Below are 12,574 nucleotides of genomic sequence, written 5' to 3'. Positions count from 1 at the left end.
GGGCAGGCGTCAGCGACAGAAGATGTCGGCCACGCTGTGCGCGGTCACACCAAGCAGCGCCAGCTCAATGGCGGCGCTCGCGTTCATGGTGTGGAGGTGCGACATGCGGAGAACCATGACCGATGATCGGACAGGTTGTCAACGCGGGTGTGCGCTCCCACCGGCGCACATCCGCTCCCTACCCCTCAACCGCCGGGAAACACCCAGGGGTTGGGCTTGCACTGGATTCCGTCGATGTCGAGGGACTTCGTCTGCTGCTGCATGATCGGCGCGAGCGATCCCGGAGTGCGGCAGCTCACGTGCCCGTTTCCGAGCCGGTGGCCGACCTCGTGGTTGATGAGCATCTGCCGGTACGCGAACATCTGGTCCGGCCCGTACGTCGCCGAGCCCTGCGCCCACCGGAAGGCGTTGATCATCACGCGGTCGGTGGAGGCCGAGTCGCAGGAGACGTTGTCGACGGTGGTGTCCAGGCCGGACTTGGCGCACCAGACGCCGGTGGTCCCGGGGCTGGCGAGGGTGATCACGAAGTCGGCCGCGCCGCCCGGCACCCGCTCGAAGGTCCGGGCGCCGCCGTGGCTCCAGCTGCGCGGGTCGTTGAGGGTGCGGTGGACGGCCTCGGCGAACAGCTGCGGGTCCATTCCCAGCCCCTGTTCCACGTCGACGCGGTAGCGCACGAGCCTGCCCTTGCCCGGCGCCTTGGCGACGCCGGGCACGGTGTCGAAGGTCCCGGGCCCGGCCAGCTTCGGGTCGATGGGCAGTTGCTGGGCCATCTTCTGCTCGTACGTGAGCTCGGGCGCCGGGGCGGGCGCCGCGGACGCGTCCGGTGTGACGCGCTCCTCGGAGCGGGATCCGGCGACGTGGCTGTCGGAGGCGCGCGTCGGCGCTCCGCCGGGGGCGGCCATCGGGCCGGGCCTGACGGCGTCGTCCTCGGAGGCCACTTGGCCGGCGATGACGACGGCGAGGACGGTGGTGACGGCCACGGCCGCCAGTCCGGTGTACGTACGGACCCTCAGGCCCCGCCCGGAGCCGCGCCGTTCGTCCGCGGCCTCGGCATCGACCGCGACGGGCTCGGCGAACGCGGGCTCCACGAACGCGGGCTCGGCGAACGCGGGCTCGGCGAACGCGGGCTCGGCGAACGCGGGCTCGGCGAACGCGGGCTCGGCGAACGCGGGCTCGGCGAACGCGGGTGCCGCGCCCGGCCTGCGCGGCCCCGGCACCCGGCGGTGGGACCCGGTGGAGGTGACGGGATCGGGGCCGGCCTGCGGAAGCCGCGCCACCGACGGGGTCAGCGGCACCGAGGGCGTGAGGGTGACCTGCGGGAAGCCGACCGCGGGCGTGCCGAAGGCGGGGGTGTCGGAGTCCAGGACGGCGGAGCGGGCCGGGCCCGGGGCCGTGCCCGGGGTCGCGTGGACCGAGGCCGGCGCCCCGGTGCGGACGGTGGCGCGCGGGACGCCCTGCCAGTCGCCGTACACGGAGTCGGGTGCCGAGCCCGAGCCGGAGCCCCAGGCGCCGCCGGACTCGTGCTGCTCGGGGTGGCCGCCGGAGCGCGCCCCGGCCGCGGGCCGCTCCCGGGGCGCGAACCCCTGGTGGGCGACGGTGGGTTCGGGCCGCCGCCGGGCGAACGGGTCCTCGAAGGGGTCGTCGTACGGTTCCGGGTCGGGGTACCGGTCGGGGTACGCGGACGGGCCGGCCTCCGGGAAGGCCGGAGCGGCCGCCGGAGCGGGTGCCGCCGCCGCACGGGCGGGGGCGGGGTCCTTGCGACTATGTCGTCCCACGGTCCTCAGCCTCTGCCGTCTTCGGTATGTCGGTCGGTGTCACCCGCACCGGTGTCGGTGTCGCCCGCACCGGGGTCGGTGTCGCGCAGCAGCTCCCCGAACGCGGCGGCCACCACCTCGGGGTACTCCATCATCGCCACGTGCCCCGCCTCGGGAAGACACAGCAGCCGCGATCCCCGGAAGGCCGCGGCGGCCTTGCGCGCCATACGGTACGAGACCAGTTGGTCCCGGCCACCGTAGACCAGCAGCGTCGGGGCGAGAACCCGCTGGGCCTGCCGCCACAGCCCGTGCTGGCCGCCGAGGGTGTAGGCGTCGACGATCCCGCGGGAGGAGCGGGTCATCGCGTCCCAGAAGTACGGAAGGGCCATCCGCCGTTCCATCTCCTCCACGGCGGCCCGGAAGCCGTCCGCCGTCACCCGGGAGGGGTCCCCGTAACAGAGCTCCGTCACCCCCCGGGTGCGCTGCTCGGCGGTGAACCCGCGCGTGAGGCGGCCGAAGAGCGCGGCCGTCCCCGGCAGGGCGAGCAGCGCGGTCGGTACGGCCGACCGCTGCACGCGCAGCTCGGGCAGGGCCGGCGAGACCAGCGTGAGGGTCCGCACGAGGTCGGGCCGGACGGCGGCGACCCGGGTGGAGACGGCCCCGCCGAGGGAGTTCCCGAAGAGGTGGACCGGCCCGCGCCCCGCGGCGTCGAGGTGGCGGATGACCACGCGGGCCAGCCCGGTGACGGAGTAGTCCCGGTCGGCCGGCGGCGGGGACCAGCCGAAGCCGGGCAGGTCGACGGCCTCGCCGTCGACGGTGGCGGCCAGCCGCTCCATGAGCGCCGACCAGTTCTGCGAGGAACCGCCGAGCCCGTGCACGAACAGCGCGGGCGGCAGGCCCGTGCGCAGCGGCGGCCGGCTCCGGACGGCCAGTTCCAGCCCGGGGAGCACGGCGGTGCGCATCTGCTCCCCTTCGGCCACCCGGACCGCTCCCACCAGGGAGGACGGCTCGGCGGTGGACCGTACACCCGGCAGCTCGGTCGAAGACATGCGGGCAATGTTACGAGACGATCACGTCGCACCTCTTGTGTTCGCGGTCACAGGGGTCGTACGGGCCCGCCTCGCGGGGCCTGCGCGATCCTCCTAGGCTCGGAGGAGAAGAGGAGAAGGAAGCGAGGGGAGCGCTATGACTGTCGACCCTGCGGAGCCGGACACCTTCCGGAAGCGGGACCCCGGGAACCACGACCCCGAGGCGCCCGAGGCGGACGTCGCGGAGCAGCTCGCGGACCTGGTGCCCGGCGAGGACGACCCGGTCACCGGCGTGGACGCGGGCGAGGCCGCGGACGGCGACGCCGCCGAGCAGGCGCGGGTGGTGCCGCTCGACGAGGACGACTACCGCTGACCAGCGCCTCCGGGCGGTCCGTACCGCGAGAAAACTCGGCTTGAACCCTCCAGATTCGATTACCGAAAAGTACGATGGCGGCGCGGCGCAGAGCGCACTGTGTTCTTAGAGAAAGTGGGAGGCGGCGTGACAGCCATCGAGCAGACCGAAGCAGCGCGTCCGCGGGGCACGCGACTGCCGCGCCGAGCCCGACGCAACCAGCTGCTGGGCGCGGCCCAGGAGGTCTTCGTCGCGCAGGGCTACCACGCGGCGGCGATGGACGACATCGCCGAGCGCGCCGGAGTCAGCAAGCCGGTGCTGTACCAGCACTTCCCGGGGAAGCTCGACCTCTACCTGGCGCTGCTGGACCAGCACTGCGAGTCCCTGCTGCTGGCCGTGCGCACCGCGCTCGCGTCGACGACGGACAACAAGCTGCGCGTCGCCGCCACGATGGACGCCTACTTCGCGTACGTGCAGGACGAGGGGGGCGCCTTCCGCCTGGTCTTCGAGTCCGACCTGACGAACGAGCCCGCGGTGCGCGAGCGCGTCGACCGGGTCTCGCTCCAGTGCGCCGAGGCCATTTCGGACGTGATCGCCGAGGACACCGGCCTGTCGAAGGACGAGTCGATGCTGCTGGCCGTGGGCCTCGGCGGGGTCTCGCAGGTGGTGGCCCGCTACTGGCTGTCCAGCGAGAGCCCGGTCGCCCGGGACACGGCGGTCGGCCTGCTGACCTCGCTGGCCTGGCGCGGCATCGCCGGCTTCCCGCTGCACGGCACCGAGGCCGGCGCCGAGGGCTGACCGGCCCGGACACGGCCGCTGTTCGCTGCCAGCGTGTCCGCTCCGCGCAATTCCGCTCCGCTCTCCGGGCTAATGTGGACCGCGTACGGCGCGGCTGATCGCGCGCAACGGACCGTCGGAGGGACAAAGCCGTGGAGGTCAAGATCGGCGTGCAGCACGCACCCCGGGAGATCGTTCTGGAGAGCGACCTGAGCGCCGAGGAGCTGGAGGGCATCGTCGTCGCCGCCCTGTCCGGCACGGCGCCGCTGCTCAGCCTCACCGACGTCAAGGGCCGCAAGGTCCTGGTGCCGTCCGACCGCCTGTCCTACGTGGACCTGGGCGAGCCGAGCAGCCGCAGGGTCGGCTTCGGCGCACTCTGACGCGGCGGCCCGCGGAGGCCGAGAACTGAGGGGAACGGCCCGGTGGTTGATGCCACCGGGCCGTTTCTCTTTGTTCCGCTTCGGGTAGGAGGCCAGTGACCGGTTTGCCCCGACGTATGGGAGGGACTTCAATGCCGCTGATGGAAGCGCTCGGCTCTGCTCTGCTGGGACTCCTCTTGTCCGGAGCGGCCGCGCGAGTGCTCGCCCGGCGGTTGCCCTCTCGCAGAGTCGTGCTGGTCAGCGGGGTGCTGGGCGCGCTGTTCGGCGCGTACCTCACGCACTTCGCGCTGGGCCCCGGGCACATCACCCTGACCGCGTCGCTGGTCGGCGCCGGTCTGGTGTCGGCGGTGGTGCTGTCGCTGCTGCTGCGGCCGGCCCCCGGATCCCGCGGCCGCGCGCACCGGCCTCCGTTTTCGCTCCCCTCGCGGGGCTGAGCGGGACGACTGACGACTGAAGACGCGCGACTGAAGACGTACGCCGGCCCCCGGCGCGGAGCCATCCGCGCCGGGGGCCGGCGTGTGGAGCGGTTCGGGCGGGCGCCCGGCGGGCCTAGGCGGCGAGGCCGAGGGCCGCCATCCGCTTGGTGTGGGCCTTGGTGATCCGGGTGAACATCTCGCCGACGGCCGCCAGGTCGAAGCCGGCCGCCATCCCGTCGACCCCGCCGACCAGCATGGTGGAGAGCGCGTCGCGCTCGGCGACCACGCGCTGGGCCTGCGACAGGGCCTCGCCCATCAGCCGCCGGGCCCACAGGGCGAGGCGTCCGCCGCAGCGCGGGTCGGCCTCGATCGCGGCGCGGACCTTCTCGACGGCGAAGCCGCCGTGGCCCGTGTCGTCGAGCACGCCGACGACGAGGGCGCGGGTGTCGGTGTCCAGGTGGGTGGCGACCTCACGGTAGAAGTCGCTGGCGATCGAGTCGCCGACGTACGCCTTGACCAGGCCCTCCAGCCAGTCCGACGGCGCGGTCTGGCGGTGGAAGTCGTCCACGCCCTTGGCGAAGGGCTGCATGGCGGAGGTGGGCTCGACGTCGATCGCGGCGAGCCGGGCGCGCAGCCGCTCGAAGTGGTGGAACTCGGCGGAGGCCATCGCGGCGAGCTCGGCCTTGTCGTCGAGGGTGGGCGCGAGCTTCGCGTCCTCGGCGAGGCGCTCGAAGGCCGCGAGCTCCCCGTACGCGAGCGCGCCGAGCAGGTCCACGACGGCGGCCCGGTACTGCGGCGAGGCAGAGGCGGTCGCCCAGTCCTGAGCGGCGATGCCCGCGGCTTCCGCGGCGGCGCTGTCGTCGGCGGGCGAGGCGTTTTCTACGGTCGACATGCTCCGCACAATAGCCCGCCGAAAGGCGCGCCAAGGCACCACATCCGCTCACTGCCGACCCGGGTAAACACGCCTACCCGGTGAATTCACCCGACACAGCTGCGCGATTCCGGGGTACAGTGGTAATGCGCCTGCCGGAAACTCGGCGGGCCATCCTGAATGAGGATGCCCGGTCGGTGGCCCGATCGGCTCCAACCGACCCGCCCTCGGTGTGGTGCGTGCGCGTCTGCGCACAGCCGCCGCACGAGGGGCCCCCTCAGCGGCACAAGCGCTTGAGCGAAGGCTTAGTGGTCCCGCGCAGCTTCGTACGTACGTCGCAGTACTGCAAGCCAGGCACGGTACGACCCCCCTCGCCGCCTCGCGCCGCGTCTCACAGAAGAGGCAGCACCCTGACTACGTTCCGAGACCTCGGGATCCTTTCCGAGACCGCCGAAGCCCTTGAAGCCGTCGGCATCGTGTCCCCCTTCCCGATCCAGGAGATGACCCTCCCCGTCGCCCTTTCCGGCACGGACGTCATCGGCCAGGCCAAGACCGGTACCGGCAAGACGCTCGGTTTCGGCCTTCCCCTGCTGGAGCGGGTCACCGTCCCCGCGGACGTCGAGGCGGGCCGGGCCCGTCCCGACCAGCTGACCGACGCCCCGCAGGCCCTCGTCGTGGTTCCGACCCGCGAGCTCTGCACCCAGGTGACCAACGACCTGCTGACCGCGGGCAAGGTCCGCAACGTCCGCGTCCTCGCCATATACGGCGGTCGCGCGTACGAGCCGCAGGTCGAGGCGCTCAAGAAGGGCGTCGACATCATCGTCGGCACCCCGGGCCGCCTGCTGGACCTGGCCGGGCAGAAGAAGCTCGACCTGTCGCACGTCCGGGCCCTGGTCCTGGACGAGGCCGACGAGATGCTCGACCTGGGCTTCCTGCCCGACGTCGAGCGGATCATGAGCTACCTGCCGCCGAAGCGTCAGACGATGCTGTTCTCGGCGACCATGCCGGGCGCGGTCATCAACCTGGCCCGCCGGTACATGACGCAGCCGACGCACATCCGCGCCGTCTCCGAGGACGGTGAGGGCGCGACCGTCGCCAACACCACGCAGCACGTCTTCCGTGCGCACAACATGGACAAGCCGGAGCTCGTCTCCCGCATCCTGCAGGCCGAGGGCCGTGGCCTGGCCATGATCTTCTGCCGCACCAAGCGCACGGCGGCCGACATCGCCGAGCAGCTGGAGAAGCGCGGGTTCGCCTCGGGCGCCGTCCACGGCGACCTGGGCCAGGGTGCGCGCGAGCAGGCCCTGCGCGCGTTCCGCAACGGCAAGGTCGACGTGCTGGTGTGCACCGACGTCGCCGCGCGCGGCATCGACGTCGAGGGCGTGACCCACGTCATCAACTACCAGACGCCGGAGGACGAGAAGACCTTCCTGCACCGTGTGGGCCGCACCGGCCGCGCGGGCAAGAAGGGGATCGCCGTCACCCTGGTCGACTGGGACGACATCCCGCGCTGGCAGCTGATCAACAAGGCGCTGGAGCTGGACTTCCACGACCCGGTCGAGACGTACTCCACGTCTCCGCACCTGTTCGAGGAGATGAACATCCCGGCCGGCACCAAGGGCACCCTGCCGCGCTCCGAGCGCACGCGGGCCGGCCTGAAGGCCGAGAACCTGGAAGACCTGGGCGAGACCGGCGGCCGCGGTGGCCGTGGCGGTCGGGGCGGCGCACCCGCCGCCGCCGCCCCGGTGGCCGAGGAGCGTCCGGCCCGTACCCGTACGCCGCGCCAGCGCCGCCGTACGCGGGGCGGTTCCGACCTCGGTGCCGAGACCGCGGCCGTGGCCGCTCCGGTGACCCCGGTGGCGGACTCCCCCGAGGTCCCGGCCGCCGACGAGCCGCGCAGGCCGCGCCGCCGCCGCACCCGTGGCTCGGTCCCGGCCGCCGCGCCGGCTCCGGCCGTCGAGGTCGCCGTGGCCGCCCCCGTCGCGGTCGCGGCTCCGGTCGCGGTCGCCGCTCCGGTCGCCGTGGTGGAGGCCCCCGTGGCCGTCGCCGCGGTCGTGGCCGAGGAGGCTGCGGTCAAGCCGAAGCGCACCCGGACCCGCAAGGCCGTCGCCGCGGTCGCCGAGGCCGCCGTGGTCGAGGCTCCCGTCGCGGTGGAGGTCGCCGAGGACGCTCCGGTCAAGCCCAAGCGCACCCGGACCCGCAAGGCCGTCGCCCCGGCCGCGGACGCCGTCGTCGCCGAGGCCCCCGCGGTCGCCGAGGAGGCCCCCGCGAAGCCGAAGCGCACCCGGACCCGCAAGGTCGCCGCTCCGGCCGTCGAGGCCGCCGCCCCGGCCGAGGTCGCCGAGGAGGCTCCGGTCAAGCCGAAGCGCACCCGTACCCGCAAGGCCGCTGCCGCCCCCGAGGCGTAGGCACCCTCCGACGGCCCGGTCCCCCGCTCAAGGGGGGCCGGGCCGTCGGCGTGTCCGCGGGGCGACCGGCCAGTAACGTGAGCCGCATGAGCAAGCCCCCGCGCCTCACCCTGCCGCCCGCCGCCCGTGCGCACCGCCTCGTCACGGACCGCGGCGCCTTCGCCGTGCACGAGGCCGGCGAGCCCGTCCGCGGCACCGCCCTGCTGGTCCCGGGCTTCACGGGCAGCAAGGAGGACTTCGTCGCCCTGCTGGAGCCGCTGGCCGCGGCCGGGTACCGGGTGGTCGCCGTCGACGGGCGCGGGCAGTACGAGACCCCGGGGCCGCGCCGGGAGGAGGCGTACGCGCTGGAGGAGCTGGCGCGGGACGTCCTGGCGCAGGTCCGGGCGCTCGGGGCGGGCCGGGTGCACCTGGTCGGCCACTCGCTCGGCGGGCTGGTCTCGCGCGCCGCGGTCCTGCGCGATCCGGTCCCGTTCGCCTCGCTGACCCTGATGAGCAGCGGCCCCGCCGCCATCGACGAGGTCCAGCGGGGGCGTACGAAGCTGCTGGTGGCGGCGCTGGAGGCGCTCCGCGAGGACATGGACGCGGTGTGGGCGGCGATGCGCGCCCAGGACCCGCGGGACGCCGCCGTGGATCCGCCCGAGCTGACGTCCTTCCTGCGCGAGCGGTGGCTGGCGACCGTGCCCGAGCAGCTGATCGCCACCGGCCGGGCGCTGATCTCCGAGCCCGACCGGGTGGACGAGCTGGCCCGGGTCGCGCTGCCGAAGCTGGTGCTGTCCGGTGTGGTGGACTACGCGTGGCCGGTACCGCTGATGGACGACATGGCCCGTCGGCTGGGCGCGGCCCGGGTCGTCGTGGAGGCTGCCGAGCACTCCCCCAACGCCGAGAATCCGCAGGTCACAGCAGGTGCATTGGCCTCGTTCTGGGACTCTTGCCCGGGTTAATCCTTAGCGAGTGAAAAAATTTCCTTAGCGTAGGGAATGTTTGCCACCTACACTTCGTTGGAACCTGTGCAAGGAGAAACACCGACGAAGGGAGAAGCCCCATGCGCTTCGAGATTCTGCGCCTGAACGACGTCGACGGATCCGCCGTGGACAGCACCGTCGTGGACGCGGCCTCCGTCAACCGGATCGTGCAGCACGCCGCATCTGTCGGCCAGCGCATTCTGATCCGCCCGGCAGGCACGGCGTCCTGACGCCCCGCACACCGCCCGTACGCCCGCGCCCCCGCCACCGTCACCGGTGCGGGGGCGTTCGCATGCGTACGACGGCGCACGGGCCGGCGGAAGCGGACCGGGGCGGGGCGGGTCAGGCGCCGCGCACGACCTGGAGCACGCCGTTGATGATCTGCTGGACGGCGATCGCGGAGAGCATCATGCCGGCGAGGCGCGTCACGAGCACGACACCGCCGTCCTTGATGACCCGGATGATCACCAGCGAGTAGCGCATGGTGATCCACAGCACCACGTGCATGGCCACGATCGCGGCCCACACGGAGACCTGGCCGCTGACCCCGTCCGCCTTCTGCACGGCGAGGATCACGGAGACGATCGCGCCGGGCCCCGCCAGCAGCGGCATGCCCAGTGGCACGAGGGCGACGTTGACGTCCTTGGTCTGCTTCGGCTCGTCGGTCTTGCCGGTGAGCAGGTCCAGCGCGATCAGCAGGAGCAGCAGGCCGCCCGCGATCATCAGCGCCGGGACCGAGACGTGCAGGTAGTCCAGGATCTGCTGGCCGCAGAGGCCGAAGACGGCGATGACGCCGAAGGCCACGCAGACGGCCTGCCACGCCATGCGGCGCTGCACCTTCGCGGGACGCCCGGAGGTCAGGGCGAGGAAGATCGGCGTGATCCCCGGGGGGTCCATAATCACGAAAAGGGTGAGAAAGAGGGATCCGAAGACGGCGAAATCAAACACAGTGATGCCTTGCAGGAGAGAGGGGTGGTGCGAAGGGGGAAAAGGGGCGCGACGGGTCGAGCGGACGGCCGGGGCCGGTCCTACCGGACGCCTCCGCCGGCGCCGGGCACGGGGAAGGCGCCGGTCGCACGGCGCGTGATCTCGCCGTAGATCTCGGGGTCGGTCGTGTACTCGCCGAGGCGGCAGGTCTTGCGGCTGCCGTGGTAGTCGCTGGACCCGGTGGTGAGCAGCCCGAGGTCCCCCGCCAGGGCGCGCAGGCGCGCCCGCGTGGCGGTGTCGTGGTCCATGTGGTCCACCTCGATGCCGTCCAGCCCCGCGGCCGCCAGCTCCGCGATCACGGCCTCGGGCACGCACCGGCCGCGCTTGACGGCGGCGGGGTGCGCGAAGACGGTGACGCCCCCGGCCGCCTTGACCAGGCGGATCGCGTCGAAGGGGTCCAGCTCGTGCTTCCCGGCGTACGCCCGGCCGCCGTCGGCGAGCCAGTCGGGCGTGAAGGCGTCCGAGACGGTCGGTACGACGCCCAGCTCCACGAGCGCGCTCGCCAGGTGCGGGCGGCCCACGGAGCCGTCGCCGGCGATCCGGGCGACCTGCTCCCAGGTGATGTCGACGCCGAGCGCCCGGAGCTTTCCGACCATGGCCTGCGCGCGGGGGGTCCGGTCGTCCCGGACGAGCTCGCGCTCGCGGGAGAGCTCGGGCTCCTCGGGGTCGAAGAGGTAGGCCAGCAGGTGCATCCCGACGCCGTCGAGGCGGCACGACAGCTCGGCCCCGGTCACCAGCGTCAGGCCGGCGGGCAGGGCCGCGAGGGCCTCGGTGTGTCCGCCGACGGTGTCGTGGTCGGTCAGGGCGACCACGTCCAGACCGGCGTCGGCGGCGTTGCGCACGAGCTCGGCGGGGGTGTCCGTACCGTCGGAGGCCGTGGAGTGGGTGTGCAGGTCGATGCGCACAGCCGGGCTCCATGGGTCGTACGGACGGGGGGACACTCCAGGATAACCGCGCGGCGGCCTCCTCCCGGCCGCCCCCGGACGGCGCCGAGCCCCGGACCCGGCGGCCGGTCCGGGGCATCGCCGGAACCCGGCGTCCGGGGGTCAGGACGGGCCGAGGACGCGCGGGCTCAGGGCGCCGCAGGGCAGCAGTTCCACCTCGGCACCCGCGTCCCGCAGGTCGGTGAGGACCAGTTCGTCGTACATCAGCAGCCCGGACTGCTCCGGCCAGACGATCGCCCAGAGCCACAGCCCGCGCGCCTCGCCCGCGAAGACGGCCCGGTCGTCGGGAGCGCCCTTCACGTGCCACAGCGGGGACGGGCGGCCCGCCGCGACCACCTTGGCGTGCGGCGGCGCCGACATGTCGATGTGCGCGCCGGGGTCGGGGCCGTCGATCCCCGCGTACCGCGCGCCGAGGCCGACGCCCAGCTCCTCGGCCACCAGCAGCAGCTCTCCGAGGCCGCCGAGCGGCCCGGGGCCGGTGCAGGCCACGGCCGTGGCCCGGCCCCCGCTGCGGTCGTCACCGGCGGACGCGACCCCGGTGAACAGCCAGCCCACCGGCAGCGGCCACGGCATCCACACCGGCACGCGCGCCCGGTGCACCACCACGCCCAGGCCCTCGACGCTGGGCGGGATCACCGGCTGCAGGGGGTGGACGGTGCCGTGCACGGCGCACTGCCAGGAGTCGGAGAAGAGGCCGGGCGCCCTGACCCGGCCACCGCACTTCGGGCAACTCGGTTCGCCCCTCATAGAAGGCCACGCTCCTCCCCGCCCGGCGCGCCGTCAAGACGCGATCACCCGTCCGGGCGCCGGGTCTGCCGTCTCAGTCCAGTGCGACCGCCGTACGCAGAGGGTCCCGCAGATCCGTGCCGCGCGCGAGCCAGCGCTCCTGGAGCGCCGCCGCGCCGTGCACCCGCTTCCAGGCGGCCTCGTTCGCCGTCATCGGCAGCAGCGGCAGGAAGTGCACCGGGTCCATGGGCTCGTCGAGCTCCAGGTCCTCCACCAGCCCGCCCGGCTCGGCCACCAGGACCGAGCTGAACGGCGCCCCCTCCCAGAGCGGTTCACCCACGTCGAGCGAGGCCCCGGGGGCCACGACCAGCCCTTCCACCTGCGGGGAGGCGCCCAGCACGGCGAGCGGGCGGAGCAGCTTGTCGGTGGGCGCGAGCCCGGCCCGCACGGTCAGTACGAGCTCGGCGCGCGGTCCCCGTACGGGGTCGGCGACCACGGCGGTCGGGTCGGTCATCGGGTGCGCGGACATCCCGAGGGTCGCGTACCGCACGAGGTCGCCCTCGGCGAAACGGAGTACCTCGATGCGGTCGGTGCCCAGGAAGGTCACGGCGGCGCGGGCGTCGGGGTCCCCGAACGCGCTGCGCAGCCGGGCTTCGACGAGGGCCAGAATTTCTGCCATGGATCGAGCATAGGACTCGCATGAGACGGGTAAAGGGCGGGTCTTGACCATCCGTCGGCTGATAGTGTTGACAGCTGTTCGGGGCCGCACGCAGAAGCGTTGTTTCGGTGCCCCGGCGAGGACGTCCCCCACGGGGGACCGGCCGGAGGAGGTGGGGCTGCGGTGCATCGAAGTCGATCGTGCAGTAGTACCAATCGCTCTTCCGCTGCGGTGACGGGCTCCTCCCGCCCCCTCTGATCTTCCGATCGGCAGAAGAGCGACGGCAGAACTCCGTCCTCCCGTCCTGCTGA

Annotated in this window: 15 protein-coding genes and 1 pseudogene; 8 read left to right on the top strand and 8 right to left on the bottom strand. The window is 73.4% G+C overall.

Annotated elements, in window-relative coordinates:
- Positions 1-9: 9 nt before the first annotated feature.
- Both ACZ6S8_RS00480 and ACZ6S8_RS00475 read right to left on the bottom strand, forming a co-directional pair.
- Entirely contained in the window at positions 10-105 is a 96-nt protein-coding gene (locus ACZ6S8_RS00480) for an Ms4533A family Cys-rich leader peptide (RefSeq protein ID WP_469451128.1), read from the bottom strand.
- Between the two features lie 80 nt (positions 106-185).
- Positions 186-770 carry a DUF3152 domain-containing protein gene (locus ACZ6S8_RS00475; RefSeq protein WP_469451848.1) on the bottom strand — a complete coding sequence of 195 codons (585 nt, stop codon included), beginning with the start codon at positions 768-770 and terminating at the stop codon, positions 186-188.
- Between ACZ6S8_RS00475 and ACZ6S8_RS00470 the strand changes: the two are divergent.
- Positions 751-1,134 (top strand): annotated as a pseudogene (locus ACZ6S8_RS00470) (hypothetical protein); the annotation flags it as partial. The gene ACZ6S8_RS00475 and the pseudogene ACZ6S8_RS00470 sit on opposite strands and share 20 nt — an antisense overlap.
- Positions 1,135-1,780: 646 nt before the next feature.
- Here ACZ6S8_RS00470 and ACZ6S8_RS00465 read toward each other — a convergent pair.
- The gene (locus ACZ6S8_RS00465) at positions 1,781-2,803 is read right to left on the bottom strand and encodes an alpha/beta fold hydrolase (protein ID WP_469451126.1); all 1,023 of its coding nucleotides are present in this window, start codon (positions 2,801-2,803) and stop codon (positions 1,781-1,783) included.
- A gap of 136 nt (positions 2,804-2,939) precedes the next feature.
- Between ACZ6S8_RS00465 and ACZ6S8_RS00460 the strand changes: the two genes are divergently transcribed.
- The 4 genes from ACZ6S8_RS00460 (at position 2,940) to ACZ6S8_RS00445 (ending at position 4,725) form a co-directional block, all read left to right on the top strand.
- Positions 2,940-3,155, top strand: a complete 216-nt coding sequence (locus ACZ6S8_RS00460) for a hypothetical protein (protein WP_383927845.1) — start codon at positions 2,940-2,942, stop codon at positions 3,153-3,155.
- Positions 3,156-3,281: 126 nt separating this feature from the next.
- Positions 3,282-3,932, top strand: coding sequence for a TetR/AcrR family transcriptional regulator (locus ACZ6S8_RS00455; protein ID WP_469451125.1), 651 nt, complete (start codon positions 3,282-3,284; stop codon positions 3,930-3,932).
- 131 nt (positions 3,933-4,063) lie between these two features.
- Positions 4,064-4,291, top strand: a complete 228-nt coding sequence (locus ACZ6S8_RS00450) for a DUF3107 domain-containing protein (protein ID WP_469451124.1) — start codon at positions 4,064-4,066, stop codon at positions 4,289-4,291.
- Positions 4,292-4,422: 131 nt separating this feature from the next.
- Positions 4,423-4,725 carry a hypothetical protein gene (locus tag ACZ6S8_RS00445; protein ID WP_469451122.1) on the top strand — a complete coding sequence of 101 codons (303 nt, stop codon included), beginning with the start codon at positions 4,423-4,425 and terminating at the stop codon, positions 4,723-4,725.
- A 115-nt stretch (positions 4,726-4,840) separates the two neighbouring features.
- On the opposite strand, the gene ACZ6S8_RS00440 is transcribed toward ACZ6S8_RS00445, so the two are convergent.
- The gene (locus ACZ6S8_RS00440) at positions 4,841-5,599 is read right to left on the bottom strand and encodes a ferritin-like fold-containing protein (protein ID WP_469451121.1); all 759 of its coding nucleotides are present in this window, start codon (positions 5,597-5,599) and stop codon (positions 4,841-4,843) included.
- 455 nt (positions 5,600-6,054) lie between these two features.
- Between ACZ6S8_RS00440 and ACZ6S8_RS00435 the strand changes: the two genes are divergently transcribed.
- The 3 genes from ACZ6S8_RS00435 (at position 6,055) to ACZ6S8_RS00425 (ending at position 9,178) form a co-directional block, all read left to right on the top strand.
- Positions 6,055-7,986 (top strand): DEAD/DEAH box helicase, encoded by a 1,932-nt coding sequence (locus ACZ6S8_RS00435; RefSeq protein ID WP_469451120.1) that lies wholly within the window; start codon positions 6,055-6,057, stop codon positions 7,984-7,986.
- Positions 7,987-8,072: 86 nt separating this feature from the next.
- The gene (locus tag ACZ6S8_RS00430; RefSeq protein ID WP_469451118.1) at positions 8,073-8,927 is read left to right on the top strand and encodes an alpha/beta fold hydrolase; all 855 of its coding nucleotides are present in this window, start codon (positions 8,073-8,075) and stop codon (positions 8,925-8,927) included.
- A 101-nt stretch (positions 8,928-9,028) separates the two neighbouring features.
- Positions 9,029-9,178, top strand: coding sequence for a hypothetical protein (locus ACZ6S8_RS00425; RefSeq protein ID WP_351275618.1), 150 nt, complete (start codon positions 9,029-9,031; stop codon positions 9,176-9,178).
- A gap of 112 nt (positions 9,179-9,290) precedes the next feature.
- On the opposite strand, the gene ACZ6S8_RS00420 is transcribed toward ACZ6S8_RS00425, so the two are convergent.
- From ACZ6S8_RS00420 to ACZ6S8_RS00405, 4 genes are all read right to left on the bottom strand, one after another.
- Positions 9,291-9,896 (bottom strand): MarC family protein, encoded by a 606-nt coding sequence (locus ACZ6S8_RS00420; protein ID WP_469451116.1) that lies wholly within the window; start codon positions 9,894-9,896, stop codon positions 9,291-9,293.
- An 80-nt stretch (positions 9,897-9,976) separates the two neighbouring features.
- A complete protein-coding gene (locus tag ACZ6S8_RS00415) occupies positions 9,977-10,840 on the bottom strand; it encodes a PHP domain-containing protein (protein ID WP_469451115.1) in 864 nt (287 codons plus the stop codon).
- Between the two features lie 141 nt (positions 10,841-10,981).
- Positions 10,982-11,626, bottom strand: a complete 645-nt coding sequence (locus tag ACZ6S8_RS00410; RefSeq protein WP_386522797.1) for a DUF6758 family protein — start codon at positions 11,624-11,626, stop codon at positions 10,982-10,984.
- Positions 11,627-11,699: 73 nt separating this feature from the next.
- Positions 11,700-12,284 carry a suppressor of fused domain protein gene (locus ACZ6S8_RS00405; protein ID WP_469451113.1) on the bottom strand — a complete coding sequence of 195 codons (585 nt, stop codon included), beginning with the start codon at positions 12,282-12,284 and terminating at the stop codon, positions 11,700-11,702.
- Between the last annotated feature and the right edge of the window lie 290 nt (positions 12,285-12,574).

Source organism: Streptomyces sp. NPDC048461 (genome assembly GCF_055587105.1).
This window is presented reverse-complemented; position numbering and strand designations above follow the sequence as displayed.

What these genes read in the sequence shown, in the direction of transcription:
- ACZ6S8_RS00480 (WP_469451128.1), bottom strand. Translation starts at nt 105, where the DNA reads ATGTCGCACCTCCACACCATGAACGCGAGCGCCGCCATTGAGCTGGCG.
- ACZ6S8_RS00475 (WP_469451848.1), bottom strand. Translation starts at nt 770, where the DNA reads ATGGCCCAGCAACTGCCCATCGACCCGAAGCTGGCCGGGCCCGGGACC.
- ACZ6S8_RS00465 (WP_469451126.1), bottom strand. Translation starts at nt 2,803, where the DNA reads ATGTCTTCGACCGAGCTGCCGGGTGTACGGTCCACCGCCGAGCCGTCC.
- ACZ6S8_RS00460 (WP_383927845.1), top strand. Translation starts at nt 2,940, where the DNA reads ATGACTGTCGACCCTGCGGAGCCGGACACCTTCCGGAAGCGGGACCCC.
- ACZ6S8_RS00445 (WP_469451122.1), top strand. Translation starts at nt 4,423, where the DNA reads ATGCCGCTGATGGAAGCGCTCGGCTCTGCTCTGCTGGGACTCCTCTTG.
- ACZ6S8_RS00440 (WP_469451121.1), bottom strand. Translation starts at nt 5,599, where the DNA reads ATGTCGACCGTAGAAAACGCCTCGCCCGCCGACGACAGCGCCGCCGCG.
- ACZ6S8_RS00430 (WP_469451118.1), top strand. Translation starts at nt 8,073, where the DNA reads ATGAGCAAGCCCCCGCGCCTCACCCTGCCGCCCGCCGCCCGTGCGCAC.
- ACZ6S8_RS00425 (WP_351275618.1), top strand. Translation starts at nt 9,029, where the DNA reads ATGCGCTTCGAGATTCTGCGCCTGAACGACGTCGACGGATCCGCCGTG.
- ACZ6S8_RS00410 (WP_386522797.1), bottom strand. Translation starts at nt 11,626, where the DNA reads ATGAGGGGCGAACCGAGTTGCCCGAAGTGCGGTGGCCGGGTCAGGGCG.
- ACZ6S8_RS00405 (WP_469451113.1), bottom strand. Translation starts at nt 12,284, where the DNA reads ATGGCAGAAATTCTGGCCCTCGTCGAAGCCCGGCTGCGCAGCGCGTTC.